The organism is Pseudomonas sp. EZ-C24 (genome assembly GCF_014525325.1).
In the GTDB taxonomy this organism is placed as follows: domain Bacteria; phylum Pseudomonadota; class Gammaproteobacteria; order Pseudomonadales; family Pseudomonadaceae; genus Aquipseudomonas; species Aquipseudomonas shirazensis.
Genome location: NZ_JACDIU010000014.1, coordinates 816,466 through 841,709, shown reverse-complemented (window position 1 = coordinate 841,709; position 25,244 = coordinate 816,466). Strand labels below are relative to the sequence as shown.

27 protein-coding genes are annotated in these 25,244 nt (G+C 63.4%); 10 read left to right on the top strand and 17 right to left on the bottom strand.

Annotated elements, in window-relative coordinates; all coding sequences use genetic code 11:
- Positions 1-17: 17 nt before the first annotated feature.
- On the bottom strand, positions 18-1,079 hold the full coding sequence (locus IDM28_RS12970; RefSeq protein ID WP_150569040.1) for an AbrB family transcriptional regulator: 1,062 nt from the start codon (positions 1,077-1,079) through the stop codon (positions 18-20).
- Between the two features lie 113 nt (positions 1,080-1,192).
- Between IDM28_RS12970 and IDM28_RS12965 the strand changes: the two genes are divergently transcribed.
- Entirely contained in the window at positions 1,193-2,095 is a 903-nt protein-coding gene (locus tag IDM28_RS12965) for a LysR family transcriptional regulator (protein WP_101320056.1), read from the top strand.
- Between the two features lie 9 nt (positions 2,096-2,104).
- Here IDM28_RS12965 and IDM28_RS12960 read toward each other — a convergent pair whose 3' ends face one another.
- From IDM28_RS12960 to nikA, 9 genes are all read right to left on the bottom strand, one after another.
- A complete protein-coding gene (locus tag IDM28_RS12960; RefSeq protein WP_188036137.1) occupies positions 2,105-2,467 on the bottom strand; it encodes a VOC family protein in 363 nt (120 codons plus the stop codon).
- A gap of 116 nt (positions 2,468-2,583) precedes the next feature.
- On the bottom strand, positions 2,584-3,306 hold the full coding sequence (locus IDM28_RS12955) for an anti-sigma factor domain-containing protein (RefSeq protein ID WP_188036136.1): 723 nt from the start codon (positions 3,304-3,306) through the stop codon (positions 2,584-2,586).
- Positions 3,303-3,869, bottom strand: a complete 567-nt coding sequence (locus tag IDM28_RS12950; RefSeq protein ID WP_101320050.1) for a sigma-70 family RNA polymerase sigma factor — start codon at positions 3,867-3,869, stop codon at positions 3,303-3,305. The genes IDM28_RS12955 and IDM28_RS12950 overlap by 4 nt, the downstream gene beginning before the upstream one ends.
- An 89-nt stretch (positions 3,870-3,958) precedes the next feature.
- Positions 3,959-4,501 (bottom strand): DUF3455 domain-containing protein, encoded by a 543-nt coding sequence (locus IDM28_RS12945; protein ID WP_188036135.1) that lies wholly within the window; start codon positions 4,499-4,501, stop codon positions 3,959-3,961.
- A 98-nt stretch (positions 4,502-4,599) separates the two neighbouring features.
- On the bottom strand, positions 4,600-5,409 hold the full coding sequence (gene nikE, locus IDM28_RS12940; protein ID WP_150569042.1) for a nickel import ATP-binding protein NikE: 810 nt from the start codon (positions 5,407-5,409) through the stop codon (positions 4,600-4,602).
- On the bottom strand, positions 5,406-6,176 hold the full coding sequence (locus IDM28_RS12935; RefSeq protein ID WP_150569043.1) for an ATP-binding cassette domain-containing protein: 771 nt from the start codon (positions 6,174-6,176) through the stop codon (positions 5,406-5,408). Before IDM28_RS12935 ends, nikE begins: the two co-directional genes overlap by 4 nt.
- Positions 6,177-7,022, bottom strand: a complete 846-nt coding sequence (gene nikC / locus IDM28_RS12930; protein ID WP_150569044.1) for a nickel ABC transporter permease subunit NikC — start codon at positions 7,020-7,022, stop codon at positions 6,177-6,179.
- Positions 7,019-7,960, bottom strand: coding sequence for a nickel ABC transporter permease subunit NikB (gene nikB / locus IDM28_RS12925; RefSeq protein ID WP_188036134.1), 942 nt, complete (start codon positions 7,958-7,960; stop codon positions 7,019-7,021). Before nikB ends, nikC begins: the two co-directional genes overlap by 4 nt.
- 3 nt (positions 7,961-7,963) lie before the next feature.
- Positions 7,964-9,526 (bottom strand): nickel ABC transporter substrate-binding protein, encoded by a 1,563-nt coding sequence (gene nikA / locus IDM28_RS12920; RefSeq protein WP_150569045.1) that lies wholly within the window; start codon positions 9,524-9,526, stop codon positions 7,964-7,966.
- A gap of 225 nt (positions 9,527-9,751) precedes the next feature.
- Here nikA and IDM28_RS12915 point away from each other — a divergent pair, with 225 nt between their 5' ends.
- The gene (locus tag IDM28_RS12915) at positions 9,752-10,858 is read left to right on the top strand and encodes a Gfo/Idh/MocA family protein (protein WP_188036133.1); all 1,107 of its coding nucleotides are present in this window, start codon (positions 9,752-9,754) and stop codon (positions 10,856-10,858) included.
- Here IDM28_RS12915 and IDM28_RS12910 read toward each other — a convergent pair whose 3' ends face one another.
- The 4 genes from IDM28_RS12910 to IDM28_RS12895 are packed head-to-tail and all read right to left on the bottom strand — an operon-like array spanning position 10,859 to position 14,323.
- Positions 10,859-11,422, bottom strand: a complete 564-nt coding sequence (locus IDM28_RS12910; protein ID WP_188036132.1) for a membrane integrity-associated transporter subunit PqiC — start codon at positions 11,420-11,422, stop codon at positions 10,859-10,861. It lies immediately after the preceding gene.
- Positions 11,423-11,437: 15 nt separating this feature from the next.
- Complete coding sequence (locus tag IDM28_RS12905; protein WP_188036131.1) at positions 11,438-13,093, bottom strand: intermembrane transport protein PqiB; 1,656 nt, start codon at positions 13,091-13,093, stop codon at positions 11,438-11,440.
- On the bottom strand, positions 13,074-13,730 hold the full coding sequence (locus tag IDM28_RS12900; RefSeq protein ID WP_181107412.1) for a paraquat-inducible protein A: 657 nt from the start codon (positions 13,728-13,730) through the stop codon (positions 13,074-13,076). The genes IDM28_RS12905 and IDM28_RS12900 overlap by 20 nt, the downstream gene beginning before the upstream one ends.
- The gene (locus tag IDM28_RS12895; protein ID WP_101320028.1) at positions 13,727-14,323 is read right to left on the bottom strand and encodes a paraquat-inducible protein A; all 597 of its coding nucleotides are present in this window, start codon (positions 14,321-14,323) and stop codon (positions 13,727-13,729) included. The genes IDM28_RS12900 and IDM28_RS12895 overlap by 4 nt, the downstream gene beginning before the upstream one ends.
- A gap of 162 nt (positions 14,324-14,485) precedes the next feature.
- On the opposite strand from IDM28_RS12895, the gene IDM28_RS12890 reads away from it, so the two are divergent.
- Positions 14,486-15,202 carry a DUF72 domain-containing protein gene (locus tag IDM28_RS12890; RefSeq protein WP_188036130.1) on the top strand — a complete coding sequence of 239 codons (717 nt, stop codon included), beginning with the start codon at positions 14,486-14,488 and terminating at the stop codon, positions 15,200-15,202.
- On the opposite strand, the gene IDM28_RS12885 is transcribed toward IDM28_RS12890, so the two are convergent.
- Positions 15,188-17,836 (bottom strand): excinuclease ABC subunit UvrA, encoded by a 2,649-nt coding sequence (locus IDM28_RS12885; protein WP_188036129.1) that lies wholly within the window; start codon positions 17,834-17,836, stop codon positions 15,188-15,190. The genes IDM28_RS12890 and IDM28_RS12885 overlap by 15 nt on opposite strands.
- A 195-nt stretch (positions 17,837-18,031) precedes the next feature.
- Between IDM28_RS12885 and IDM28_RS12880 the strand changes: the two genes are divergently transcribed.
- A complete protein-coding gene (locus IDM28_RS12880; RefSeq protein ID WP_188036128.1) occupies positions 18,032-18,736 on the top strand; it encodes an SDR family oxidoreductase in 705 nt (234 codons plus the stop codon).
- A gap of 85 nt (positions 18,737-18,821) precedes the next feature.
- Positions 18,822-19,073: a hypothetical protein gene (locus IDM28_RS12875; protein WP_101320022.1), complete on the top strand. Its 252-nt coding sequence runs from the start codon at positions 18,822-18,824 to the stop codon at positions 19,071-19,073.
- Positions 19,074-19,110: 37 nt separating this feature from the next.
- On the opposite strand, the gene IDM28_RS12870 is transcribed toward IDM28_RS12875, so the two are convergent.
- Positions 19,111-20,436, bottom strand: a complete 1,326-nt coding sequence (locus IDM28_RS12870) for an MFS transporter (protein WP_188036127.1) — start codon at positions 20,434-20,436, stop codon at positions 19,111-19,113.
- Positions 20,437-20,600: 164 nt separating this feature from the next.
- Entirely contained in the window at positions 20,601-21,293 is a 693-nt protein-coding gene (locus tag IDM28_RS12865) for a FadR/GntR family transcriptional regulator (RefSeq protein ID WP_101323040.1), read from the bottom strand.
- Between the two features lie 287 nt (positions 21,294-21,580).
- On the opposite strand from IDM28_RS12865, the gene IDM28_RS12860 reads away from it, so the two are divergent.
- The 5 genes from IDM28_RS12860 to IDM28_RS12840 all read left to right on the top strand — a co-directional run bounded on the left by IDM28_RS12860 (position 21,581) and on the right by IDM28_RS12840 (position 25,239).
- Positions 21,581-22,366 carry a transporter substrate-binding domain-containing protein gene (locus tag IDM28_RS12860; RefSeq protein ID WP_150569052.1) on the top strand — a complete coding sequence of 262 codons (786 nt, stop codon included), beginning with the start codon at positions 21,581-21,583 and terminating at the stop codon, positions 22,364-22,366.
- Positions 22,367-22,389: 23 nt separating this feature from the next.
- Positions 22,390-23,055, top strand: a complete 666-nt coding sequence (locus IDM28_RS12855) for an amino acid ABC transporter permease (protein ID WP_150569053.1) — start codon at positions 22,390-22,392, stop codon at positions 23,053-23,055.
- Positions 23,052-23,702, top strand: a complete 651-nt coding sequence (locus tag IDM28_RS12850) for an amino acid ABC transporter permease (protein WP_181107562.1) — start codon at positions 23,052-23,054, stop codon at positions 23,700-23,702. The genes IDM28_RS12855 and IDM28_RS12850 overlap by 4 nt, the downstream gene beginning before the upstream one ends.
- The gene (locus IDM28_RS12845) at positions 23,689-24,426 is read left to right on the top strand and encodes an amino acid ABC transporter ATP-binding protein (RefSeq protein WP_181107426.1); all 738 of its coding nucleotides are present in this window, start codon (positions 23,689-23,691) and stop codon (positions 24,424-24,426) included. The genes IDM28_RS12850 and IDM28_RS12845 overlap by 14 nt, the downstream gene beginning before the upstream one ends.
- Positions 24,427-24,510: 84 nt before the next feature.
- Positions 24,511-25,239 (top strand): class I SAM-dependent methyltransferase, encoded by a 729-nt coding sequence (locus tag IDM28_RS12840; protein WP_188036126.1) that lies wholly within the window; start codon positions 24,511-24,513, stop codon positions 25,237-25,239.
- Positions 25,240-25,244 lie beyond the last annotated feature (5 nt).

The window sequence follows — 25,244 nt, the reverse complement described above, 5'->3', positions numbered from 1 at the left end:
GCAGGGGTAAGCGGGTTTCAGGCCTTGGCCAGGCGGATGATCTGTCTGGCGCAAAAGGCACCGGTAATGATCACGGCAAACAGGCGCAAGGTCTGCATTGCCAGCACCAGCCCGACATCTGAGTGGGTTTCCACCGCAATGATGGCCATGGCATCCAGCCCGCCTGGGCTGGTTGCCAGGTACATCGAAAGAAAATCATGTCCAGTGACCCATGCCAGCAACCAGGCGCAGCCGGCGCACAGCGCGATCAAGCCGGTCGCTCCGGCGATCATGGTCGGCAAGCGGCTCCCCACATAACGCACCGTGGCACGATCGAAACGCAGGCCTACGTAGCATCCGATGGCGCCATAGGCAAAGGCCAGCAACCAGCCGGGCAGGGTGATCTGCATCAGGCCACTCAGTTGCAGCGCACTACCGATCAACAACGGTGCCAGCAGCGCGCCCGCAGGCAGTTTGGCGGCCAGGGTTATCCCGATCACAATCACTGCCAGGCATGGCAGCAGTTGGTTCAGCTGTACCGCAGGGGTGCTGGCGGCTGGTACCAACGCCTTGCTGGCGATATCGCCGGCGCCAAGCAAGTGGCTGACCAGCGCGCCGATCATTACTACGCAGACGACCCGCACGTATTGCATGGTTGCCACTACCCGAGGATCGGCACCGTGTGCTTCCGCCATCGAGACCATCGCCGAAGCTGCGCCAGGGGCTGTGCCCCAGGCTGCAGTCGCGGCCGAGATACCGCCGTAACGTACAGTGGCCAGGCCTACCATGGCGCTCAACAGCACAGTGAGCAGCGTGGTTATCAGCATCACCGGCCACGACTGCGCCAAGGCCGCCAGTACCGTCCAGCTCATCGAGTGGGCAACCATCAGGCCGACGCAGCCCTGGCCAAAGCGAAACACCTGTTTGTGCAGGCGCAGCCCGGTGCCACTGACGCCAAAGGCGATCGCGGTCAGCATCGGCCCGAGAAACAATCCTGCAGGCACTGCCAACGCATGCAGTAGTTGGCCGCTGGCGGCAGCACAACCGATCAGGGCCAGCCAACGCAGGATCAGCAGGGGATTTGATAGGAACAACTGCACGTGGTGATTCTCCTCGACCCGGTAACGGCGCTTACTGGAGAAAATTATCGACGGCGCAATCGATCAAGTCTATTTTCTAATTTCGATGAACCTATAACTGAAATTCATGAATCATGGACCTTCGCGACCTGACTTACTTCGCCACCATCGCTGAGCTTGGTCATCTTGGCCGGGCTGCCGAACGGCTCAACCGCAGCCAGCCCGCCTTGAGCAAAAGTATCCAGCGGCTGGAAGAATCACTTGGCACGCGGCTGTTCAAGCGCGATGGCCGGCGTATCAAGCTGACCGACGTAGGCGAGTTGCTGCTTGAACGAGGTCGGCAATTGCAGCTGAACATCGCCGAAACCGAGCGCGAGGTCCGCGATTTTGCCGGTGGTCTGATTGGCAACATCCGCCTCGGTTGCGCGGCGAGCATGGCTGAGTACTTGTTGCCGCGGCTGACCGAGTCGCTGTTGCAGCGCGCGCCCGAGCTGACCTTGCAGCTGTCCATCGGCCAGGACGATCTGCTCAAGGAGTCGCTGCGCTCGGGGCGGTTGGATGCCATCATCTGCCCGCTGATCGTCGATGATCCGCACGTCAGCAGTTACCCGATCCTGCAGGATGAGGCCGTGGTGGTAGCCAGTGCCGACCATCCACTGTTTGCCGCGCCGATCACCTTGCACAGCCTTTGCCAATACCGCTGGGTGCTGCCGGCGATCACGGTCAGTTCCAGGCGCTGGATCGACAACGTGTTTGCCACTCGCCATTTGCCGATGCCACAGGTGCAGATCGAAGCCAACAGCATCTCGATGCTGCCCCGCCTGATCGAGCGCACCCGGCTGCTGAGCTTTGTAGCGAGGGAAACCCTTGAGCACGGCCACGGTATGTCGCGCTTGCGTGCGGTGACCCTGGATGAAACCACCATGCACCGCACTGTGGCGGTGTCGATTCGCGCCGAGGGCTATCTGCCACCGGCCGTGGCCGCGATGGTCGAATTGCTCAAGGAACGCGGGCGCAGTTTTTTCGGTGACAACTGAACGGGCCGATCAAGCAGTGCTTGTTGCAGTCCACACCGCCAGCTCGTAGCCGTCCGGGTCGATGAAGTGGAAGCGGCTGCCGCCGGGGAATGAGAAGGTCTGCCGGCTGATCTGCGCGCCAGCAGCCAGCAGCCGCTGCTGAGTCGCATCCAGATCGTCGGCGTACAGAATCACCAGCGGGCCGCCGGGGCGTACCGGTTCGCCGGTAGTGAAACCGCCGCTCAGGCGACCGTCACTGAATTCGGTGTAGGTCGGGCCGTAATCGACGAAGGTCCAGTCGAATGCCTTGGCGTAAAACGCTTTGCTGCGGGCAATGTCGCTGACATTGAATTCGATGTTGTCGATCTGCCGGTCGTTACCGCGAACAGTCATGATGGCTTCCTTGCTCGGTCGTGAACTTGAAGCCGTGAGCATGAGGGCTTTTGGACAGCTTTGTCCACATAGCTCATGCGTGCTCAACCTCGAAGCCACAGGCTCCATGCCGACAATCAGATGACTTTTACCGCCCGGCCAATAAACTGAATCGGCCCAGTCGGCTTGCCAGTCTTCGATCCGCCGGCATTCTCCAGTGTCAGTTCGAACAACTGGTTCGCTTCAAGCGGCGGCAGTTTGTCCAGCGGCACCGAAATCTTCTCCCCTGGCTGGACCAGACCTAGCGAGACCGGCCCTTGCCAGTCATCACCCTTGGTCCAGAACTGCAGGGTTTTGTCGGCCGGCACAGTGACTTGGCCGAGTGGAATCAGCTCGACCTCACGCGGACTGCTGGCCTGAATCACCCAGCCCGGGGCGCGGTCTTGCGGGGCGACCAGCACGACCAGATAGGAGGTCTGCGGCGGCGTGACAGTCTGGCTCGACAGCGCCACGGCCATCACCAGACATGCCGCCAGGCCAGCACCTGCCAGGCCACGCCACAGCGGCAGCAGGTTCCACCAGGAGGTGTTCACGCTGCGTTCGGGGGCTGCTTCACGTGGAGCGAGGTTGTCCAGGCTGCGGCCAATGCGCTGCCACAGTTGCCTCGAGGGTTGTTGCGCCGGGGCGAGGGCAGTCAACTCCAGCAGGCGTTGCTCCCAAGCATCGATAGCGGCGCGCAAGGCACCGTCATAGGCCAGGCGTTGTTGCACGGCGTCACGTTGCTCGGCGTCGAGCGTGCCCAGTACGTATTCACCGGCCAGTTGCTCCAGCTCATCGGCGTTGCTCTGGTCGTTGTTCATCCCATGCACTCCCGCAATGCTGCCAGGCTGCGTTTGATCCAGGCCTTGACCGTGCCCAGCGGCGTGCTCATGCGCTGGGCGATTTCTGCATGGGTGCAGCCGTCGACGTAGGCGTGCAGGATGCAGTCGCGCCGCGCCGGCTCCAACTGCTCCAGGCAGTGGTAAATCCGCGCCGAATGCGCCTGCGCGGTAAAGTCCACTGGCTGCCACTGCGCAGAGGCTTGCAGCGCCTCGTCGTGTTGCTCATCCAGAGGCACCTGGCGGGCGCCATCACGCACGAAGTTTAATGCCAGATGCCGGGTGACGCTGTAGATCCAGCCACGTGCCGAACCTCTGTCTGGGTCGAAGCTTGCGGCATGCGTCCAGATGCGCACGAAGGCGTCATGGACGATGTCTTCAGCGACCGCCGGTTCGCGTGCGATGCGCAGGGCGACCCCGAGCAAACGCGCGCTTTCCTGCTGATACAGCTCGCGCAGGGCTCTACGATCGCCTGCAGCGCAGGCCAGCAGGCAACGTTGATAATCAAACGCGGTTTCAGGCAAGGACAAATTCTGTTCAGCCATTGGCAAGGGGTGCGGACCCCAGCCGGCTGGCCGGGGTTTGTCGCAGAGCTTAGACGACTTTTGTAGTCAGCACTTGCCGTGCACGTCGATCACTTGGCAGACCAGAAGATGTAGTCGGCCTGATATTTGACAACCTGTTTCTCACCCTTGTTGGCGGCAGTGCATGCGCTGGCGGGAGCTACGCCGCCTTTGGTCGCGGTGCGCTGAATGTAACTCACGCCCTGCATCGCGCCTTTGCCGTCGGCGGGGTTGGCCTTGACCAGTTGGTAGGGGATGTCGCCTTTGCTGGCTGGGGAGACGGCGACCTGGGTGCCGGTGACTTTCGAACCATCCTTGGCCTGCCAGGTTGCAGGTGGGCCAAAGTAGTCGCCGACTGCTTTGCCCTTGCGGTCATTGAGCACGGCTTTGGGGCCGACGAAGAACCACTCGGTCTGGCCGGCGGCATCTACCTTGTCGCGGCACTCGTAGGTGATCTCGCCTACGCCGACGGTTTCCATCATCACTTTGTTGCCGTCCGGCACCTTGACTGCATCCGGCAGGCCCATTTGCGCCTGGGCGGTCTGCATGAACAGGGACAGGCCGCCGATGGCCAGGGAAGCGCTGATCAGGCTGAGAGGACGTTTGCCATTCATGGTGTATCTCCTGGTGAGTAACCGAGTGGCAGCGATGGGCTGCTGACAGTACTACCCGCCAGGAACGGGTTTGGATGCAGGCTGTTGAAAATATTTTTTCACGCGAGATCAAACTCGCTACGCGCACGCTCAGGACGGCTTGGCAGCATCGCTGCCTGCAACTGCTGGCCTGCTGAGTGCTGAAAACTGAGCTCCTGATCGACGGATCGATCCTCGACGATGCGGCCATCCGCAAGCACCATTACACGCTGGCAGAAGTAGCGCACCAGGCTCAGGTCGTGGCTGATCAGCACGAACGCGGTGCCGGTGTCGCGGCGCAGTTGCTCAAGCCGCTGCAACAGTTGCACCTGCAACACCCGGTCGAGATTGGACAGGGCTTCATCGAGCACCACCAGCTGGGGTGAAATCGCCAGAGCTCGAGCGATATTGGCCCGCTGCAATTGACCGCCACTGAGTTGTTGCGGCAAACGCTCGGCGTGTTCGGCCGACAGGCCCAGTTGCTCCAGCAACTGCAACACGCGCTGGCGTTGGGCTGCTTGGCTGATCGTGCTCAGATGACGCAGGGGCTCAGCGATGCTCCAGCCAATCGAGCGCTGTGGATTGAACGCGCTCGGCGCGTCCTGAAACACCAATTGGACGGCGCGCTGAAAATCGCGCGCCGCCTCGCCACGCAAGCGGCTGACGTCCCGCCCGGCGAAGCTGACCTGGCCCTGGCTGGGCCGCTCAAGGCCGAGCAGCAGGCGGGCGAGAGTGCTTTTGCCGCTGCCGCTGCTACCGAGCAGGCCGGTGGTCTGGCCGGCCTCGAACTGTACATCGATGCCTTCCAGCACCTGCAGCCACTTACCTCTGCCGAGCAGCCCGCCACTGCGATAACCGTGTTCAACTTGCTGTACTCGCAGCAGGCTCATGGATGACCCCCGGTCAGCAGATGGTGCGCGTCTAGCAGTGTACGGGCGCTGGCGCTCGCGGGTGCGTCGAACAGACCTTGGGTGTCTTGCCGTTCGACGATGCGCCCGGCGTCCATCACCAGCACGTGGTCGGCGCAGCGTGCGACCACGCCCATGTCGTGAGTCACCAGCAGCACGCCTAGCCCGTGTCCTTCAACCAGCTCCATCAACAGTTCGAGGAAGCGTGCCTGGCTCAGTGCATCGAGGTCGCTGGTCGGCTCATCGGCCAGCAGATAAGGGGTCTGCGCCATCAAGGCCAAGGCGATCATCATGCGCTGAAGCATGCCGCCACTGAGCTGGAAGGCGAACGATTCGAGCACCCGCTGGTGATCGCCCAAGCCAACTGCGGCAAGGCATTCGATCATTTGCTGACGGGCATCGGCGCCATGCACGCCACGCAGCTTGAGCGTTTCCTGAGCATGACTGGCCATGCTCCGCACTGGGTTGAATGCGCTGCGCGGGTTTTGCAGAACCAGGCTCGCAACGTGCCCGCGCACCTGCGCAGGTGCCAGCGAAACGCCGTCTAGCAACAGCTCGCCACCGCTACGCAGCAGGCCCTGCGGCAGCAGATCAAGCATGCCCAGACAGCTCAGCGACTTGCCCGAACCGCTGCTGCCAACCAGCGCGCAGACCTTGCCCCGGTGCAGCTGCAGACTGAGTTGATCGACCAGCAGCGTGTTCCGGCTGGCAACGCTGAGGGTGCGCAACTCGAGGGTGGGGGTGGGCATCTAGTGGCGCTCCTGAGCAGGGTCGAGGCGGTCGCGCAGGGCGTCGCCGAGCAGGTTGAAGGCCATCACCGAGAAAAAGATCATAAGCCCCGGCCACAACAGCAGTTGTGGATGGGTCCAGATGAACTCCTTGGCGTCGTTGATCATCACCCCCCACTCGGCAGTTGGCGGCGTCACCCCAAGGCCGAGAAACGACAGCCCGGAGACGTGTAGCATCATATGGCCGATATCCATAGTGGCGAGCACCAGCAGCGGCCCGGCGATGTTGGGCACTACATGCTGGCGCAGCCGGCTCCAGCGCGAAGCGCCGGCCAGCCGTGCTGCCAGTAGGTACTCGCGGCCACGCTGGGCGATGACCAGGCCGCGCACCATCCGCGCGTACCAGGCCCAGTGGGAGAGGGCGATGGCGACGATGACATTGGTCAAGCCGGTGCCGAGCAGGGTGACGAAAAAAAACGCCAGCACCAGCGTGGGGAAGGTCATGAACATGTCGCAAAGACGCATCAGCAGCAGGTCCAGCTTGCCGCCGACAAACCCCGCGACGCCGCCGACCAGCAGACCTAGTGCCAACACCAGGGACAGCGTCAACAGCACGCTGCCCAGCGACAAGCGGGTGCCGACAATCAGCCGCGAGAGCAGGTCGCGGCCGAGGTGGTCGGTGCCCAGCCAGTGACTCATGCTGGCCGGTTGCAGGCGTTGGCCGACGTCGATCAAGTCCGGATCATGTGGTGCCAGCCACTGGCCGAACACTGCCAGCAGCACCAGCAAGCTGACCAGCAGCGCGCCTGCCGCAAGGCTCCAGCGAAGTCGCAACGGTTTGTGCGGCACCGCGGCAAAGGCGCTCATGCGTCGACCCCCTGCAGGCGGCTGCGCGGATCAAGCCAGGCATAGCAGATATCCACCAGCAGGTTGCACAGCATCAGCAGGCCGGTCAGCAGCAGGGTGAAGCACTGCATCACCGGGAAATCACGGTTGAGCACCGCCGATACGGCAAAGCGGCCGACCCCGGGCCAGGCAAAAATGGTTTCGATCACCAGCGCACCGCCGATCAGTTCGCCAACGTGCATGCCGGTCGCGGTCACCAGTGGCAGCCAGGCATTGCGCAGGATGTGCCCGCGCCACACCCGCCGCTCGGGCAAACCCCGGGCACGGGCGTAGGTGACATGCCGTTGGCCGCTGGCTTCAAGCAGGCTTGCACGCAGCAGGCGGGCGTTGATCGACATCGACATCAGCGCGATCGCCAGTACTGGCATCACCAGCTGGCCGGGGCTGCCGCGGCCCAGCGCCGGCAGCCAGCCCAGCCACAGCGAGAACAGCGCAATCAGCAAAAACGCCAGCCAGAAGTTGGGCATCGACACGCCGATGAAGGTCACCGCGCGCACTGCGTGATCTGGCCAGCGCCCCTGCCAACGTGCCGCCAGCAGGCCCAGCGGCACTGCGAAGAGCAGGGTGCAGGCCAGGGCCAGGCCGCCCAATTGCAAAGTCGCCGGCAGGTAATAGAGCAGATCGTCAAGCACCGGCCGACCGGTCAGGTAAGAGATACCGAAATCCAGCTGCAGCGCCTTGCACAGCCAGATCCAGTATTGCTGGTACAGGGGCAGATCCAGCCCCAGCGCCTGGCGCACTTCAGCGACTGCCGCGTCGGTGGGCGGGATATGCGACAGGCGCAGGTAGTCCAGCGCAGGGTCGGTACTGCCCAGATGCAGCAAGACAAATACCAGCAACGACACGGCCAGCATGACCGGTAACAGCAACAGTAGGCGCAACAGGATATAGCGCAGCATCGGTCAATGTTCCTGGCTGGGAGTCATGGCTTCGAACGGCACATCGAACAGGGTGCTGCCGAACTGCACGTGGTCGACCACGTCGCGGCGCAGGCTGATCGCAGTCAGGTAGGAGATCGGCACATACACCGCCTGCTCGTGCAGGGTGGTGAGGATGAAACGGTACTGCTCGGCGCGTTGCTGTGGGTCGGTGCTGGCGAGTACCTTGGTGATGCGCTGGTCGAGTTGGTCCTTGATCGCCAAGCCACGTTGGGCCATGTAGTCGGCATGGCCGGGGTAGCGCATCGAGCTGACGAACGAGTGTGGATCGTAGGGCGCGCCCCAGGTGTCAGCGAAGATCATGCCGAAGTCGCCTTCGCGCTGGCGGCTCACCAGCGCACCTTCCTCAACAGCGCGCAGGGTAATCTGCATGCCAAGCTTGGCCAACTCGCCCTGGAACACTTCGGCGAGACTCTTTTGCAGGGCGCTGGTGCCGAGGAACACCAGTTCGACTGCCAGTGGCTCGCCACCCTTGCTGCGCACGCTTGCCCCGGGCACCAGTTGCCAGCCTGCAGCATCCAGTTCGCGGGCGGCGAGGGCAGGGTCGTAGGCGTACGGCGCAAGGCCGAGGTCGGCATAAGGCAGGTTGGGCGCGAACAGTGTGTCGGCGCGGGGCTCCAGGCCATACAGAATATTGTCGATGATCGCCTGTTTGTTCAGACCATGGTTGATCGCCCTGCGCACCGCCAGGTCGCGGGTTGCGCCTCTGCCAGTATTGATCGCCAGGCTGCGAGTCGCCAACGGTGCTGACAGTGCACTGGCAAAGCCCTGATCGCGCAGACGCACAAAAGTACTGGCGGTGATCTCGCCGGCAGCGCCCTGGATCAGGTCGATCTGCCCCGTCTGCAGAGCCAGCGCGCGGCTGTTGGGGTCGGGGATGACTTTGACCAGCACCTCGCCGTAGGCGGGTTGCGCGCCCCAGTAATACGGGTTGCGGGTGAACCGATCAAATTCGCCCAGGCGGCTCTCGACCCGCTGCCAAGGACCGGTGCCGACTGGCTCGCCAGGTTTGGCCAGCGGCGCACCGAAGCGCAGTGGGCGTACCTGGGCCAGTTCCATCAGGGTCGGGTAGTAGGGGTGTTTGAGGAACAGTTGCAGGGTCCGCCGGTCCGGCGCTTCGACCCGCTCCAGCGTAGTGACCAACTCCAGCCAGCGATGGCGTTTGCTGTTGGCCAGCACCGCATCCAGATTGGCCTTGGCGGCAGCCGCATCGAACGGCGTGCCGTCACTGAAGCGCACGCCGTCGCGCAGGGTGAAGGTGTAAGTCTTGCCGTCGTCGCTGACGTGCCAGCTACTGGCCAGCCAGGGTTCGACCGTGCCGGCTGCGGTGTAGCGCACCAGCGGCTCGTAGACCATGGCCTGTGCGTACATCTGGTCGGGTGCGTAGCCGCGCGGGTCGAGCGGGCCCGCATTGACCGGCCACGAATAAACCAGCGTTGGTGCCTCGCGGTCGGCGTGCGCGCACAGGCTGGTAGCCAGCAGCAAGCCCCAGAGGGCGGACTTTAATGTGCCGGAGGACTGCTTCACAGGTGGGACCCTATCTTGACGGAGGCCGTAGCCTAGAGAGGTCGCCGGGGGGAGTCCAGACAAAATCACTGGCCTGCAGGTAACAAAATACGACTACAGCACAAGCTGATTGCGTTGCATCACTTGTACGCGCCTGGTGAGAACCACAAAGAAAAAAATCGAACTCGCGCCCCGGCTTGCTTGCCCACTTCCTAGCTAGTGAATAATTCCCGCAAGGAGACAGCAATGCCCAGTTCAGATGGCAAAATCCGCTACGCAGTGGTTGGCGGCGGTTCGATCTCACAGGGTGCATTCATGCCTGGGGTCGGCCAGACCGACAATTCGGCGCTCGCTGCACTGGTGACTGGCGACCCTGAGAAGGCCCGTCAGCTGGCCAGCCGCTATCAGCTCAAGGCGTGGGCCTACACCGATTACGCAGCACTGCTCGCCTCAGGTGAAATAGATGCGGTTTACATTGCCACGCCCAACTACCGCCATCGCGAGTTCGTCATCCCGGCGCTGGAAGCCGGCATTCATGTGCTGTTGGAAAAGCCCATGGCGGCCAGCGATGACGACTGCGTGGCCATCCGCGATGTGGCGCAACGCACAGGCACTAAATTGATGGTCGCCTACCGTTTGCATTGTGAGCCAGGCACGCTGGAGATGATCGAGCGTGTGAATAGCGGCGAGTTTGGCCAACCACGGTTGTTCACCTCGATCTTCACCCAGACCGTCAAGCCGAGCAATCACCGTGCCCACAGCGGCTTTGCCGCAGGCCCGGTAGCTGACATGGGCCCATACCCGCTGAACATGGTGCGCCAGCTGTTCAATGCCGAGCCGATCGAGGTCAGTGCGCAGGGCAGCCATTCTCCAGGCAGTCGGATCGACACCTGGGACACTGTCAGCGTGTCGCTGCGTTTTCCTGACGAGCGCCTGGCGCAATTTACCGTCAGCTACTGCCTACCCGACTCGGAGCGTTTCCAGTTGCTTGGTAGCGGGGGCGAAATCGAAGCCTCGCCTTGCTATGGCTATGGTGAAGATGTCGCGATCAGCTACCGCGCAACCCTCGACGACACCACCCGCGTGCATGTGCATCCAGTGGTGGATCAGTTTGCTGGCGAGACGGCGTACTTTTCTGATTGCATCCTCAACGATCAGGCGCCGGAGCCAGACGCGGAGGAGGGATGGCGCGATGTCCGCGTGATCATGGCGATCGAGCGGGCGTTGATCACCGGGCAGGCGCAGATGCTCGAGCCGCTGCCGGCCAGGCGCCTGCCGCAGCGTGAGCAGCGTCGCGCGTTGGCCCTCGCCGAAGTGCCGACCTATGTGAATACCGAATCGCCTACCGAGTAGTCAGACGCCCGGGCCTAGGCTTGGGCTGGCTGCGCAGCCTGCTTGCGGATTGCGCGCGGTCTGGTTGATCAGCGAGGCCAGCCGCATCAGGTTACGTTGATGGGCCGTAACTACTGCATCGATTGATGCGCCGGCCGGGCTTTGCACCACACTGCGACAATCCAGGCTGGCGCCTGCGGCGACCCGCAGGCGCCACTTGGTATCCAGCAGCGCGTATTGGCCGGGCACGGAATCAAAGCGCTGCACAATGATTCTTACCGAGCGTTGCTGGCCAGGCACGCCACTGCTTAGTTGCTCGGCCAAGGCGCTGCGCAGCTCATCGGCCAGGCTGGCGCCCCACCATTGCGTTTCCAGAATGGCCAGCCCGCTGGCGCCTTGGCGAATCACGATCTGGGCGCGGTCGACCTGCGCGGGCACACTGACGCTTTCGATGGCGATCTCGCTGCCGGCCGGGGAGCGGCTGACCTGGGTTGGCATCAGCGTGTGAAACTGGATCGGCTCGCTGCGACACGCTGCCATCAGCGCCAGCGTGACGAGCAGCATGAGCGTGCAGGGTGAAGTCATGGCTATCGCTCCGGGTCAGTTGCGCGGCGGGCCTTGCAGGTCGATTGGTGGCGCATTGCTTGGTCGACCACGGATCAACGCCTCTGGGTTACGCCCCAGGTAATCGGACAGATCGCGCAACGAGCGCGACATTCGGCCGAGTTCGTCGAGGGTCTCGCTGAGCTTCTCACGCTGCGGTGAGTCTTCGGCGAGCGTGGCGCTGGCCGACTGCAAGGTCTTGCTGACATCCGCCAGGGTGCTCTGCACCCCCGGCAGGGTGCGGCTGTTGAACTGCATCAGGCCTTTGCGCAGCTCGACCAGGTTGCCATCAAGGTTGCCGGCGATGCGCTCGACCGGCAACTTGTTGATTTTTTCCAGCATCGCCTGGAGTTGCTCCTGGAGGATTTCCAGGCTGCCGGGCAGGGTCGGGATCGCAATTGGCCTGGCGTTCAGGTCGAAGGCGACCTTGGGCGCCTTGGGGAAGAAGTCCAGGGCGATGTATAGCTGACCGGTCAGCAGGTTGCCATTGCGTGCCTGCGCGCGCAGGCCGTTGGCAACGAACGAACTGAACACCTGGGCGGTGGCGGTCATGTCATCCGGATCATGCTTGAGCGCTTTGAGCATTTTCTTGTGCGCCTGGCCCAATCGCTGCGCATACACCACGATCCCGACGTTGATCGGGAAGCTGCGTTGCACTTCATCAAAGTCCAGATTGACCGAGACCACTCGGCCGATCTCGATACCGAGAAACTCCACCGGCGCGCCCACTTTGAGGCCGCGCATGGCCTGGTCGAAACGCAATGTCAGGTACTGGGCTTTGCCGCTCGGCGGGGCCAGCGCGGTTTGCTGATCATCGAACAGCTCATAGGTGCGGTCTTCGGCGGCGGCGCTATCGTTGGGGCTGTACTCTGGTGCGCGGAAGGCGATGCCGCCAACCAGCAGGGTCGACAGCGATTCAGTCTTGATCGCCACGCCGTTGGCGCCGACGTTGACGTCGATGCCGCTGGCGTTCCAGAAGCGCGTGTTGTCGGTGACATAGGCGTCGTTGGGGGCGTGGATGAACACTTCGATATTGACGCCTTTGCCGTCGGCATCCAGCGCGTAGGCGACTACCTGGCCGACCGGGATCTTGCGGTAGTACACCGGCGAGCCAATATCCAGCGAGCCGAGGTCCTGGGTGTGCAGGGTGAAGCGCTTGCCGGGTTCGCCGTAGGTGATCGGCGGCGGGTTTTCCAGGCCCTTGAAGCGCTTGGCGCGGCCCTCGGCCTGGCCGATGTCGGCGCCGATATAGTCACCCGACAGCAGCGTATCGATACCGGACACGCCGCCGGCGCCAATGCGCGGGCGTACCACCCAGAACTGCGAGTCTTCGCGGGTGAAGCCCTCGGCTTGCTTGTCCAGCTGGACGGTGGCGTTGACGCTGCGTTGATCATCGCTCAGGGCCACCGCCGAAACGTGACCGATGACCACGCTGCGGTATTTGACCTCGGTCTTGTTCGCCACCAGGCCACTGCCGGTCTTGAAGTTGAGGGTGATGGTCGGGCCTTCCTGCAGTTTGCTGTGAATCACCAACGACAGGCCGACCAGTACCGCCACCAGCGGGACCAGCCACACCAGTGACACGCTGAAACGGCGCGTCTTGATCGGTGGCGGTCCCGGTTCTGCGGGTGCTTCAGTGGCGGGCGACTTCATCCGTGGCCTCCTCAGGTCCTGCTTGCCAGATCAGACGCGGGTCAAAGCTCATCGCCGCGAGCATGGTGAACACCACCACCAGGCCAAAGAACAGAATCCCGACGCGCGGCTCGATATCGCCCAGCGCCTGGAACTTGACCAGCGCTGCAACCAGCGCCACTACCAGCACGTCGAGCATCGACCAGTAGCCGATCAACTCGACAAACCGGTACAACTGCGAACGCTCGCGGCACGCCCACCGGCTGCGCCGTTGGACGGTGATCAGCAGCAGCGACAGCGCGACGAACTTGACCCCCGGCACCGCGATGCTGGCGATGAAGATGATCAGCGCGATGTCCCACGCGCCGTGCGCCCAGAACTCCAGCACGCCGCTCATGATGGTGCTGTCGGCACCGTCGCCGAGCATGGTCGTGTTCATCACCGGCAGCAGGTTGGCCGGGATGTAGAACACCAGCGCGGCCAGCATGAACGCCCAGGTGCGGGCCAGCGAGTTGACCTTGCGCCGGTGCAGTGGTGCGTCGCAGCGCGGGCAACTAAGTGGCTCGTCGCGCATGTCGCAGGCCAGGCCGCAGCTGTGACACAGGCACAGGTTGAGCTCGGCGGCCGTCGGTGGGCGATTGCTGGCAGTGCGGTTCATGGCAGCGCCCACAGTTCGCGGATATCGCGACCAGCGATGCGGATCAGCAGCAGGCTCAGCGCGGCGAGGGCGAACAGGCCGATACCGGGCAGCACCGCCAGCATCCCGGCCAGCTTGAAAACCGCGACCATGGCGCCGAGCAGGCAGACTTCGAGCATGCTCCACGGGCGCAGGGTTTCCAGCCAGCGCATGCACAGTTTGAACGCCGGCGCGCGGCGCTGGCTGAGGGCAAAGGCCAGTACCCAGATCAGCAGCATCAACTGAAACGCCGGCGCGATGATGATGGCGATGGCTGCGACCATGGCAATGAAGGTGATGGGTCCCTGGCTCAGCGCCAGTACTGAATCCCACAAGGTGGCGCTGTTTTTCAGGCCCTGCAGGCTGATGGTCATGATCGGGTAGAAGTTGGCGAACAGCCACAGCATGGCTGCGGTGATGGTCAGCGCCAGGCGTTGTTCCACCGTCAGGCCGTTGTAGCGCTCCAGCACGCCGGCGCAGCGCACGCACAAGGACTTTTGATGTTTGCCGAGCACAACCTGCTGATAAACGCAGTCGCAGTGCTCGCAAATGATCAGCTGGGCGGTGCTGGCCATGGTCGCCATCGCATGAGGCAGGGTTAAGTGAATATAGAAGTGCTGGCTTATTCGGCAACTTTTTCCTGGAGGTAATCCGCTGACAACGGGTGATGCCGGCTGAACCTCGACCCCGTTCTGCAACTCCACTGGCTGACGGGCAAGTCAAGCAGGGAGAGGCTGATGATTTATCTGGGTTGTGCCGGCTGGAGCATCTCACGTACTTACGCTGCACAGCTGGCAGGCGAGGGCAGCCATCTGCAGCGCTACGCCCGCCAGCTCACGGCGGTAGAGATCAACAGTTCGTTCTATCGACCGCATCGCCCAGCCACGTATGCGCGCTGGGCAGGTGCGGTGCCGCCGGGGTTTCGCTTCTCGGTCAAGCTGCCGCGTGCCATCAGCCATGAACGGCGTCTGGTCGATTGCGCGCAAGCTTTGGCTGAGTTCTTTGCGCAGTGCACGGCGCTCGGGTCAGCGCTGGGTTGCGTGCTGGTGCAACTGCCGCCGTCGTTGGCTTTCGAGCCGCTGCTAGTGGAGCGTTTCATGGCTGATGTGCGCGAGGTGTATCCAGGGCCTGTGGCATTGGAAGCGCGCCACCCCAGCTGGGCCGAGGCCGGAGCGCTGATGGAGCAGTTGCAGGTGGCACTGGTGGGCGCAGACCCGGCGCGCTTTGCCCTGGACGCGCAGCCGCGTGGCTGGCCAGGCCTTGCGTACTGGCGCCTGCATGGCTCACCGCGTGCCTATTTCAGCGATTACCCCAGCACCTGGCTGCAGGCGCTGGGGCCGCAGTTGCTGGCCCGCGCCGAGTCCGGCTCGGCGACCTGGTGCATTTTTGACAACACGGCAGGCGATGCAGCCTTGGGCGATGCCCTTGAACTGCAAACGCTACTGGGTAGTTGAGCGCAGTACACTTTGCAGAAATGGCGCCGTCCGGCTTTGCTTGCAGCGGGCGACATCGGCGGGCGCGCCGCTGGCGACGACCTGGCCACCCGCAGTGCCGGCGCCAGGGCCGATGTCGATGACCCAGTCGCTTTGCGCCACCACACGCATGTCATGCTCGACCACCACCACCGTGTGCCCGCCGTCGACCAGCCGGTTCAGTTGCAGCAGCAGGCGGTCGACGTCCTGCGGGTGCAGGCCGTTGGTGGGCTCATCCAGCACATACAGGGTGGCGCCGCGCGCGCTGCGTTGCAGCTCGGTGGCCAGCTTGATCCGTTGCGCTTCGCCACCGGACAGCTCGGTGGCCGGTTGGCCAAGGCGCAGATAACCGAGGCCAATATCGGCCAGCACCTGCAAGCTGCGCCGCACGGGCGGCTGTTCGGCAAACACCTGCAGCGCTTGTTCGACGGTCATGCCGAGCACATCGGCAATGCTCATGTCCTGCCAGGTCACTGCCAGCGTTGCCGGGTTGTAGCGGGCGCCGTGGCAGGTCGGGCAGGGCGCGTAGACGCTGGGCATGAACAGCAACTCGACGCTGACAAAACCTTCGCCTTCGCAGGTTTCACAACGGCCCTTGGCAACGTTGAACGAGAAACGTCCGGCGTCGAAGCCCTGCGCCTTGGCCTGTTCGGTGGCGGCAAACAGCTTGCGGACGTGATCGAACAGCCCGGTGTAGGTGGCCAGGTTGGAGCGCGGGGTACGCCCGATCGGCTTCTGGTCGACCTTGACCAGCCGCTTGATCGCCTCCAGGCCGGCGACTATGCGGCCGCTGCTGGCCTGCTCAGGCTCGTCTTCCAGGCTCTGTTCGTCAGGCTCTGCGGCTTGCTCCGGCTGGCCCAGGTGAGCGCTGACCAGTTCCAGCAGCGCCTGGCTGACCAGGCTGGACTTGCCCGAGCCGGAGATCCCGGTAACCGCCGTGAAGCAGCCCAGCGGGAACTGCGCACTGAGGTCCTGCAGGTTGTTGCGGGTTACGCCCTCCAGTGTCAGCCAACCCTGGGGGGCCCTTGGTTGCTGATGTTGCGGCCCGGCCTCGGCGAACAGATACGCGCGGGTACACGACTGCTCGATCTCGGCCAGGCCCACTGGCGGGCCGCTGTAGAGAATCTGCCCGCCGTGCTCGCCGGCGGCTGGGCCCACATCGATCAGCCAGTCGGCGCGGCGCATGGTGTCCAGGTCGTGCTCGACCACAAACACTGAATTGCCGCTGCTTTTCAGCCGTTGCAGGGCCGCGTACAGCGCCTCGCTATCGGCCGGGTGCAAGCCGGCCGAGGGTTCGTCGAGCACATAGATCACGCCGAACAGTTGCGAGTTGAGCTGAGTGGCCAGGCGCAGCCGCTGCAGCTCGCCGGACGACAGCGTGGGCGTGCTGCGCTCGAGTGCCAGATAACCCAGGCCAAGGTCGATCAAGGTGTTGATCCGTTCCAGCAGTTCGGCGGCAATGCGTTGCGCGGCCAGGCGTTTCTCCAGCGACAGATTGGGCGTGTGGCGCACGTCCGGGCCGCCGCTGTGCGCCGGCTCGCCCTTGGCTGCGCGTTGCTGGCGGGCCTCGCGGGTTTGCTGATGGGAGAGGGTAGCGCCGCTTTGCTCTGCGTTGGTCAGGTAGTCGGGATTGGCCACCGTGCGCAATACCACGGCCAGGTCCTGCAACGGCAGCTGCGAGAGCTCGGCAATGTCCAGGCCGGCGAAGGTGACGGTCAGGGCTTCGCGCTTGAGGCGTTTGCCGGCGCACAGCGGGCATGCACTCGGGCGCATGTACTGGCTGACGCGCTTGCGCATCTGCGCGCTTTGCGAGTGCATGAAGGTGTGCAGCACATAGCGCTTGGCGCCACTGAATGTGCCTTGATAACTCGGCTCCAGCTTGCGTTTGAGCGCTGTGCGGGTCTGCTCGGGAGTCAGCCCGGCGTACACCGGCACAGTCGGGGTTTCCTCGGTGAACAGGATCCAGTCACGCTGTTCTTGCGGTAGATCGCGCCATGGCTTGTCGATGTCGTAGCCGAGGGTGACGAGGATATCGCGCTGATTCTGCCCGCCCCAGGCCAACGGCCAGGCCGCCACCGCACGCTCGCGGATAGTCAGAGAAGGATCGGGCACCATGCTCGCCTCGGTGACTTCATAGACGCGGCCCAGGCCATGGCACTCCGGGCAAGCGCCCTGCGGCGTATTCGGCGAGAAGTCCTCGGCGTACAGCATTGGTTGCCCGTCGGGGTAACTGCCGGCGCGCGAGTAGAGCATGCGGATCGAACTCGACAAGGTGGTCACGCTGCCCACCGAGGAGCGCGCACTGGGGCTGCCGCGTTGCTGCTGCAGGGCTACCGCTGGCGGCAAGCCTTCAATGGCGTCGACATCGGGTACGCCGACCTGATCGATCAGGCGCCGTGCGTAAGGCGCCACTGATTCGAAATAACGCCGCTGCGCTTCGGCATACACGGTGGAAAACGCCAGCGAGGATTTGCCTGAGCCGGACACACCGGTAAACACCACCAGCGCGTCGCGAGGGATGTCGACGTCGACGTTCTGCAAGTTGTGTTCGCGGGCGCCGCGCACGCTGACGAAGCCGGTGAAGGCGTGCTCTGGGGATGTGCTGCGTGGTGGCATGGAAGACGGCCCTGATCTGCTGGAAATAACACCTTGATGAGTAGGACCGCATCGGCCAATGGCCGTGCGGGTGAGTTTCAAATCCGGATCTACCCAGAAGTTTTTCTACTGGCTCTCGTGATTATTCATGACTGCTGACGAGCCTGCTCTCGGGTGTAGCCTTTAAGCGTCATCAATGTGTACTCAGGAGCAATCATGTCAGCAGACAAAGTAGCCATTATCACCGCCGGCGGCAGCGGCATGGGCGCCGCCGCCGCCCGCCGACTAGCCGCCGACGGCTTTCACGTCGCGATCCTGTCCTCTTCCGGCAAAGGCGAGGCCCTTGCCGCTGAACTAGGCGGTATCGGCCTGACCGGCAGCAATCAGTCCCCTGCCGATCTGCAAGCACTGGTCGATGCGGTCATGACCAAATGGGGCCGCGTCGATGTGCTGGTCAACAGCGCAGGCCACGGCCCACGGGCGCCGATTCTGGAGCTGAGCGATCAGGACTGGCAGCTTGGCATGGACACGTACCTGCTCAATGTCATCCGTCCCAGTCGCCTGGTTACCCCGATCATGCAGCGCCAGCAAGGTGGCGTGATCATCAATATTTCTACCGCCTGGGCTTTTGAACCTAGCTCCCTGTTCCCGACTTCAGCGGTGTTCCGGGCAGGGCTGGCCGCGTTCACCAAGATTTTTGCCGACGAATATGCCGGCGATAACGTGCGCATCAACAACGTCTTGCCCGGCTGGATCGACAGCTTGCCCAGCACCGAGCAACGCCGCGACAGCGTACCGCTCAAGCGTTATGGCACCAGCGAAGAAATCGCCGCCACCGTGGCATTTCTGGCCAGTGAAGGCGCCGCCTACATTACTGGGCAGAACATCCGCGTCGATGGCGGCATTACCCGCAGCCTCTAACCGCTGAGCAGGCCATGGGCAAGTTCGCAGGAACCCCTCGGCGCTGGGCTGACTCAACCGGGAAACCAGCGCCGGGTAACTGCCAATGAATGTCTTCGATGCCTCCTTGCAGCCACAGGATGAACAGCGGATCTCGGCACTGTCGGGGTGGTATCACCTGCTTGAGGACCGCCAGCAGCGCATGGACTGCCCCAACACCTACCACGAGCGGCTGCTCTATCAGGCTGACGAAATGGACCGGCTGGGCTTGGTGACGTGGCAAGAGTGGCGTGACCTGAGGCTTGAGGCAGACAAAGCCTACCTTTGGGCCGTGCACGGTGGCGACTACCGCAACTAACTGTGCCACGGGGCCTCAACGACCCCGCACACATAGCTTAAACGGCGGGATTAGGCTGCCCTGTCGGCACCTCGTCATGCAGTGAAACCCGCGCAGTCTCCGGCAGCGCCAGGCCACCGATCAACGCCAGCAAGGCGATCACCACCAGATAAAACGCAGGTGCCAGGCTGCTGCCGGTCTGGCCAATCAGCCAGGTCGCAACCAGCGGCGCGGTGCCGCCGAACAGCGTGTAGGCAACGTTGTAGGTGATCGCCGAAGCGGTGTAGCGGGTGCGGGTAGGGAAGCTTTCCGACAGCAGCGCGGCAGTGACTACGCCACTCATCAGCGCACCGACCGCCAGCAGGATCACGCCGAGCAAGGCGCCGGACATCGACCCCGAGCTCGCCAGCCAGTAGGCCGGGAACACCGCAACCATCACCCACAGGCAGGTAAAACCAATGGTCTTGCGTCGGCCAATGCGGTCCGAAAGCAACCCGGCCAGTGGGCAGCCGGCAGCGGCGAACAGCAGTGCCACAGTGGTCACCAGCAACGACTGCGCGCGGGTCAGGTTGCCGACCAGTTGCAGGTAGGTGGCAAAGTAGGTGGTGAACATATAGAACGACAGCGCCGTCAGCGAAATGAACGCGCCGAGGTTGCGGATCGCCCGGCCGTGATTGCGCAGGGTCTGCTTGAGCGGCGAATGGCTGTGCACCTTGCCTTCGGCGATGGCCGCGCGGAACGCCGGGGTTTCCTCCATGCGCCAGCGCAGGTACAGACCGACCAGGCCCAATGGCGCCGCGATCAGAAACGGCACCCGCCAGCCCCAGGTGTTCATCGCGTCACTGCTCAGGTTTGCCTCGAGGGCGTAGGCGATCACTGCCGCGCAGGCAAACGCCGAGAAGGTCGACACCGGCACGAAGCTGCCATAGAACGCGCGTCTGTTTTGCGGTGCGTGTTCCATCAGATAAGCGCATGCACCGGCGTACTCGCCACCAGCGGAAAAGCCTTGCAGGCAGCGCGCCAGGGTCAGCAACAGCGGCGCGGCGATACCGATGCTGGCGTAGGTGGGCAGCAGGCCGATGAGGGTGGTCGAGCCCGCCATCAGCAGAATGGTCATCGACAACACGCGTTTGCGCCCGAGCCGATCTCCCAAAGCACCAAACACGATGCCGCCCAATGGCCGCAAGGCAAAGGCCACGGCGAATACGGCAAAGGTTTTCAGCAGGCCGGCGCCGGGATCGGAGCTGGCGAAGAACTGGCTGGCGATCAGTGTGGCAAGGAAGCCGTAGACGGCGAAGTCGAACCACTCGACGAAATTGCCAACGGCCGAGGCCGCGATGACCCGGCGCAAGGTGGCCGGTGATACCTCATGGGAAGTGGACATGCGGAGACGCTCCGATTTGCCATGGCAGCCTGATTGAAAGTGCCGCAGTCGGGCCGCAGCATCGTTGTTATGGCTATCAGTAGATCGGCAGGTTGCGCCGCGCGCATATTCGGGGGCGACACTGAGCTATCTGTTTCAACCAGCAGGCAAGCGGTTGCGCAGGGCTAGACCGGGAACACCACGCCGGTACGCGAAGCCGCGTTGCGGATATGCTCCTGCATGGCCCGCTGCGCGCCCAGTTGCGAGCGTCGGGCCAGGGCGCGGAGGATCTTGCTGTGCTCCTGCCAGGTTTCCATGGCCCGCTCCGGGCGTATGAACGGCAGCTTCTGGCTTTCCAGAAAGATGTCTTGGCTGGCGGTGATCACATGCAGCATGGCGCGGTTGCCGGCGGCCTGCAGCAGCGCCTGGTGGAAGGCAAAGTCCAGCCGCGCTGCCGCTTCGAAGTTACCCGCACGTAACTCCTGGCGCATGGCCTCGACATTGGCGGCAAGCCGGTCGAGATCGTCGGCCGTCAGGTTCAGCGCCGCCTGCCCGGCGGCAAAGCCTTCCAGTGCATAGCGCAGTTGGAAGGTGTCGGCGGCAGACACCTGCTCGGCGTACGGCCAACTGAAGCCCACCGGGGTGGCCGGCACCGGTGCCAGCACGAACACGCCCTTGCCGGGCTGCACGCTGACCAGGCCCAACGCGCTGAGGGTCGATAATGCTTCGCGCAACGAGGCCCGGCTGACCCCCAGTTGCTCGGCCAGGTCGCGCTGCGAGGGCAGGGCATCACCGGGCAGATAACCACCGTCATCGATCAGTTTGCGGATTGCCTGCAAGGCGATTTCCGGGACGGCGCGGGGGAGGGTATCGAGCATGCAGTTCAGACCGGTCAGAGGGCAGGGTTCGACCCTTTTACGGGCAATGCGCGGCGCTGGCAAGCCTTGCTCCGTGCTGGCGCAGGGTGAACGGGCTTTGCACAAATGCAGGGCGCAGCGCGGCGTGCTTACCTCAGTCTGCAGGCAACTGTTCAGACCAGTAAGACCGTGGCGCAGACGGGCTGGCCTGCTTTTGCGGGGTTTCGCGAGCTTTCTGGCATGGCCCGTGCACTTGTCCTGTGTAACTGCCTGTCCAGTTGCCCACTCTGACCCTGCGAGGCTCGTGCATGACCAAGTTCCGTACCCTGTTTCTGGCTACCCTGTTCTGCGGCGGTGCCCTTGGCGCAGTTCAGGCCCAAGCCGATGCGCTGGCCGACATCACCGCCCGTGGTGTATTGAAAGTCGCTGTGCCGCAAGACTTCCCGCCATTCGGTTCGGTCGGCCCTGACCTCAAACCGCGCGGCCTGGACATCGACACCGCGCAGCTGCTGGCCGACAAGCTTGGGGTCAAGCTGGCGCTGACGCCGGTCAACAGCACCAACCGTATCCCGTTCCTCACCACCGGCAAGGTTGACCTGGTGATCTCAAGCCTGGGCAAAAATCCGGAGCGGGCGGCGGTGATCGACTTCTCGAAACCCTACGCACCGTTCTACCTGGCTGTGTTCGGCCCGGCCGAGACCAAGATCGACAGCATCGATGCCATTGCTGGCAAGACCATCAGCGTCACCCGCGGCTCGATCGAAGACATGGAGCTGTCGGCAGTGGCCCCCAAGGGCGCAACCATCAAGCGCTTTGAAGACAACAACTCGACCATCGCCGCCTACCTGGCTGGGCAGGTCGAGCTGATCGCCAGTGGCAGCGTGGTCATGGCGGTGATCGCCGAGAAGAACCCGGCCAAGGTGCCGGTACTCAAGGTCAAGCTCAAGGACTCGCCGGTGTATGTCGGCCTGGCCAAGCAGGAGCCGGCACTGCTGGACAAGGTCAACGCCACGCTGGATGCAGCCAAGGCTGACGGCAGCCTCAATCGCAATGCGGAAAAATGGCTGAAGCAGCCGCTTCCGGCTGACCTTTAAGCCGCGCCTGGAGTTGCTGTTCGATGGCCTATCAATTTGATTTCGCCCCGGTGCTGGCCCAGGCTGACCTGCTCCTCAAGGGCGCGCTGTTCACCCTGCAACTGACGGTGGTCGGCACCGTGCTGGGGCTGGCCATCGGCGTGCTCGGCGCGGTGGTCCGGGCCTGGCGTCTGCAGCCGTTTTCCGCGGTGTTCGGGGTGTATGTGGAGCTGATCCGCAACACGCCGTTCCTGGTCCAGCTGTTTTTCATCTTCTTTGGCTTGCCGGCGCTTGGCGTGCGCCTGAGTGAATGGGAAGCGGCAGTGCTGGCGATGGTAATCAACCTCGGCGCGTACTCCACCGAGATCATCCGCGCCGGCATCATGGCCATCCCCAAGGGCCAGCTGGAAGCGGCTGCAGCGTTGGCCATGAGCCGCTTCGAGGCGTTTCGACATGTGATTCTGCAGCCGGCACTGGCCAAGGTCTGGCCGGCGCTGAGCAGCCAGATCGTGATCGTCATGCTCGGTTCGGCGGTGTGTTCGCAGATCGCCACCGAGGAGTTGTCGTTCGCGGCCAACTTCATTCAATCGCGTAATTTCCGCGCGTTCGAGACTTATCTGCTGACCACCGTGCTGTACCTGCTCATGGCTATCGGCGTGCGGCAGTTGCTGGCCTGGCTCGGCCAGCGCTGGCTGATGGGGAGACGCTGATGGACTTCACCTTGTGGGATATCGTCCGCAACCTGCTGACCGGCTTGCAATGGACCTTGTTGCTGTCGCTGGTGGCGTTTGTCTGCGGCGGCGTTGCCGGCTTGCTGTTGCTGCTCGCACGGATCTCGGAAAACCCTTATCTGCGCGGCCTGGCCCGGGGCTATATCGAGTTGTTCCAGGGCACGCCATTGCTGATGCAGCTGTTCATGGTGTTCTTCGGCATCGCGCTGTTCGGCATCGACGTTTCGGCGTGGATGGCAGCAGCAATTGCCCTGACGCTGTTTACCAGCGCGTTCCTTGCCGAGATCTGGCGCGGTTGTGTCGAGTCGATCGGCCGTGGCCAGTGGGAAGCGTCCGGCAGCCTGGCGCTGAGCCGGCTCGAACAACTGCGCTATGTGATCCTGCCGCAGGCCATGCGCATCGCCATCGCGCCGACGGTGGGCTTCTCGGTGCAGGTGGTCAAGGGTACGGCGGTCACGTCGATCATCGGCTTCACCGAACTGACCAAGACCGGCGGCATGCTCGCCAACGCCACCTTCGAGCCGTTCCTGACCTACGGCCTGGTCGCCGTGGGCTACTTCATCCTCTGCTACCCGCTCTCATTGAGCGCCCGTTATCTGGAAAGGAGGCTGCATGCCCCTGCTTAGAGTGTCTGCGCTGCACAAGTATTACGGCGACAACCACGTGCTCAAGGGCGTTGACCTGAGCATCGAAGAGGGCGAAGTGGTCGCGATCATTGGCCGCAGCGGTTCGGGCAAGAGCACCTTGTTGCGCACCCTCAACGGCCTGGAGTCGATCAGTGACGGCGTCATCGAAGTCGACGGCGAGTACCTCGACGCTGCCCGCGCCGACCTGCGCAGCCTGCGCCAGAAGGTGGGCATGGTGTTTCAGCAGTTCAACCTGTTCCCGCACCTGAGCGTCGGCGAGAACGTGATGCTGGCGCCGCAGGTGGTGAAGAAGACCAGCAAGGGCGAAGCGCGGCAACTGGCTGAGCAGATGCTGGCGCGGGTCGGCCTGGGCGAGAAATTCAATGCCTACCCGGATCAACTCTCCGGCGGCCAGCAACAGCGGGTGGCCATCGCCCGTGCGCTGGCGATGTCGCCGAAAGTGCTGCTGTGTGACGAGATCACTTCGGCATTGGACCCGGAACTGGTGACCGAGGTGCTGGGGGTGGTACGCCAGCTGGCCAAGGAGGGCATGACCCTGATCATGGTCACTCACGAGATGCGCTTTGCCCGGGAAGTGGGCGACAAGCTGGTGTTCATGCACCAGGGCAAGGTGCATGAAGTGGGCAATCCGCAGGAGGTGTTCGCCGCGCCGCAAACCGCTGAGCTGGCGAACTTCATTGGTGCGGTGGCGCAAGCGTCCTGAGCTGCTCGACCAACTGAGCAGCTAGTGGCCGTGCTCTGCGATCTCAGGTTAGAGTTCGTGCTTGTGCCACTCACTGACCCTGTCATGGCCCAGAATATCTACGACACCCCTGCATTTTTCGCCGGTTACAGCCAGTTGCCACGTCAGACTCAGGGGCTCGCTGGCGCTCCCGAGTGGCCCAGCTTGCGCGCCATGTTGCCTGTACTCGCCGGCAAACGGGTGGTCGATCTGGGTTGCGGCTTTGGTTGGGCGTCGCGCTGGATGCGCGAGCAAGGCGCGGCCTCGGTGCTAGGGCTGGACCTGTCGCAGAACATGCTCGCGCGTGCCCGGCACGATACCCATGATCCGGCGATCGAGTACCGCATCGCTGATCTGGAGAGCCTCACGCTGCCAGCAGCAACGTTCGATCTGGCCTACAGTGCGCTCACCTTCCACTACATCGAAGACTTGCCGCGCCTGATCGCAACGCTGTACCAGGCACTGGTACCGGGCGGCCAGTTGGTGTTCAGTTGTGAACACCCGATCTACATGGCCGCTGCCGGCGCGCACTGGCAGCACGCCGAGAACGGCAGCCTGAGTTGGCCGGTGAGCCGCTACGCAGTTGAAGGCGAGCGGCGCAGTGACTGGTTTGCCAAAGATGTGTTGAAGTATCACCGCACCCTGGCCAGCACGCTCAACAGCTTGATCGAGGCGGGTTTCCAGGTTGCCCGGATTGAGGAGTTTGCACCGAGCCCAGAGCAGATCGAGGCCTGGCCGGCGCTGGCTGAAGAGCTTGAACGGCCAATGATGTTGCTGGTCTCGGCACGACGTTGAGGCGC

What these genes read in the sequence shown, in the direction of transcription:
- IDM28_RS12965 (WP_101320056.1), top strand. Translation starts at nt 1,193, where the DNA reads ATGGACCTTCGCGACCTGACTTACTTCGCCACCATCGCTGAGCTTGGT.
- IDM28_RS12960 (WP_188036137.1), bottom strand. Translation starts at nt 2,467, where the DNA reads ATGACTGTTCGCGGTAACGACCGGCAGATCGACAACATCGAATTCAAT.
- IDM28_RS12955 (WP_188036136.1), bottom strand. Translation starts at nt 3,306, where the DNA reads ATGAACAACGACCAGAGCAACGCCGATGAGCTGGAGCAACTGGCCGGT.
- IDM28_RS12950 (WP_101320050.1), bottom strand. Translation starts at nt 3,869, where the DNA reads ATGGCTGAACAGAATTTGTCCTTGCCTGAAACCGCGTTTGATTATCAA.
- IDM28_RS12945 (WP_188036135.1), bottom strand. Translation starts at nt 4,501, where the DNA reads ATGAATGGCAAACGTCCTCTCAGCCTGATCAGCGCTTCCCTGGCCATC.
- nikE (WP_150569042.1), bottom strand. Translation starts at nt 5,409, where the DNA reads ATGAGCCTGCTGCGAGTACAGCAAGTTGAACACGGTTATCGCAGTGGC.
- IDM28_RS12935 (WP_150569043.1), bottom strand. Translation starts at nt 6,176, where the DNA reads ATGCCCACCCCCACCCTCGAGTTGCGCACCCTCAGCGTTGCCAGCCGG.
- nikC (WP_150569044.1), bottom strand. Translation starts at nt 7,022, where the DNA reads ATGAGCGCCTTTGCCGCGGTGCCGCACAAACCGTTGCGACTTCGCTGG.
- nikB (WP_188036134.1), bottom strand. Translation starts at nt 7,960, where the DNA reads ATGCTGCGCTATATCCTGTTGCGCCTACTGTTGCTGTTACCGGTCATG.
- IDM28_RS12915 (WP_188036133.1), top strand. Translation starts at nt 9,752, where the DNA reads ATGCCCAGTTCAGATGGCAAAATCCGCTACGCAGTGGTTGGCGGCGGT.
- IDM28_RS12910 (WP_188036132.1), bottom strand. Translation starts at nt 11,422, where the DNA reads ATGACTTCACCCTGCACGCTCATGCTGCTCGTCACGCTGGCGCTGATG.
- IDM28_RS12905 (WP_188036131.1), bottom strand. Translation starts at nt 13,093, where the DNA reads ATGAAGTCGCCCGCCACTGAAGCACCCGCAGAACCGGGACCGCCACCG.
- IDM28_RS12900 (WP_181107412.1), bottom strand. Translation starts at nt 13,730, where the DNA reads ATGAACCGCACTGCCAGCAATCGCCCACCGACGGCCGCCGAGCTCAAC.
- IDM28_RS12895 (WP_101320028.1), bottom strand. Translation starts at nt 14,323, where the DNA reads ATGGCCAGCACCGCCCAGCTGATCATTTGCGAGCACTGCGACTGCGTT.
- IDM28_RS12890 (WP_188036130.1), top strand. Translation starts at nt 14,486, where the DNA reads ATGATTTATCTGGGTTGTGCCGGCTGGAGCATCTCACGTACTTACGCT.
- IDM28_RS12885 (WP_188036129.1), bottom strand. Translation starts at nt 17,836, where the DNA reads ATGCCACCACGCAGCACATCCCCAGAGCACGCCTTCACCGGCTTCGTC.
- IDM28_RS12880 (WP_188036128.1), top strand. Translation starts at nt 18,032, where the DNA reads ATGTCAGCAGACAAAGTAGCCATTATCACCGCCGGCGGCAGCGGCATG.
- IDM28_RS12875 (WP_101320022.1), top strand. Translation starts at nt 18,822, where the DNA reads ATGAATGTCTTCGATGCCTCCTTGCAGCCACAGGATGAACAGCGGATC.
- IDM28_RS12870 (WP_188036127.1), bottom strand. Translation starts at nt 20,436, where the DNA reads ATGTCCACTTCCCATGAGGTATCACCGGCCACCTTGCGCCGGGTCATC.
- IDM28_RS12865 (WP_101323040.1), bottom strand. Translation starts at nt 21,293, where the DNA reads ATGCTCGATACCCTCCCCCGCGCCGTCCCGGAAATCGCCTTGCAGGCA.
- IDM28_RS12860 (WP_150569052.1), top strand. Translation starts at nt 21,581, where the DNA reads ATGACCAAGTTCCGTACCCTGTTTCTGGCTACCCTGTTCTGCGGCGGT.
- IDM28_RS12855 (WP_150569053.1), top strand. Translation starts at nt 22,390, where the DNA reads ATGGCCTATCAATTTGATTTCGCCCCGGTGCTGGCCCAGGCTGACCTG.
- IDM28_RS12845 (WP_181107426.1), top strand. Translation starts at nt 23,689, where the DNA reads ATGCCCCTGCTTAGAGTGTCTGCGCTGCACAAGTATTACGGCGACAAC.
- IDM28_RS12840 (WP_188036126.1), top strand. Translation starts at nt 24,511, where the DNA reads ATGGCCCAGAATATCTACGACACCCCTGCATTTTTCGCCGGTTACAGC.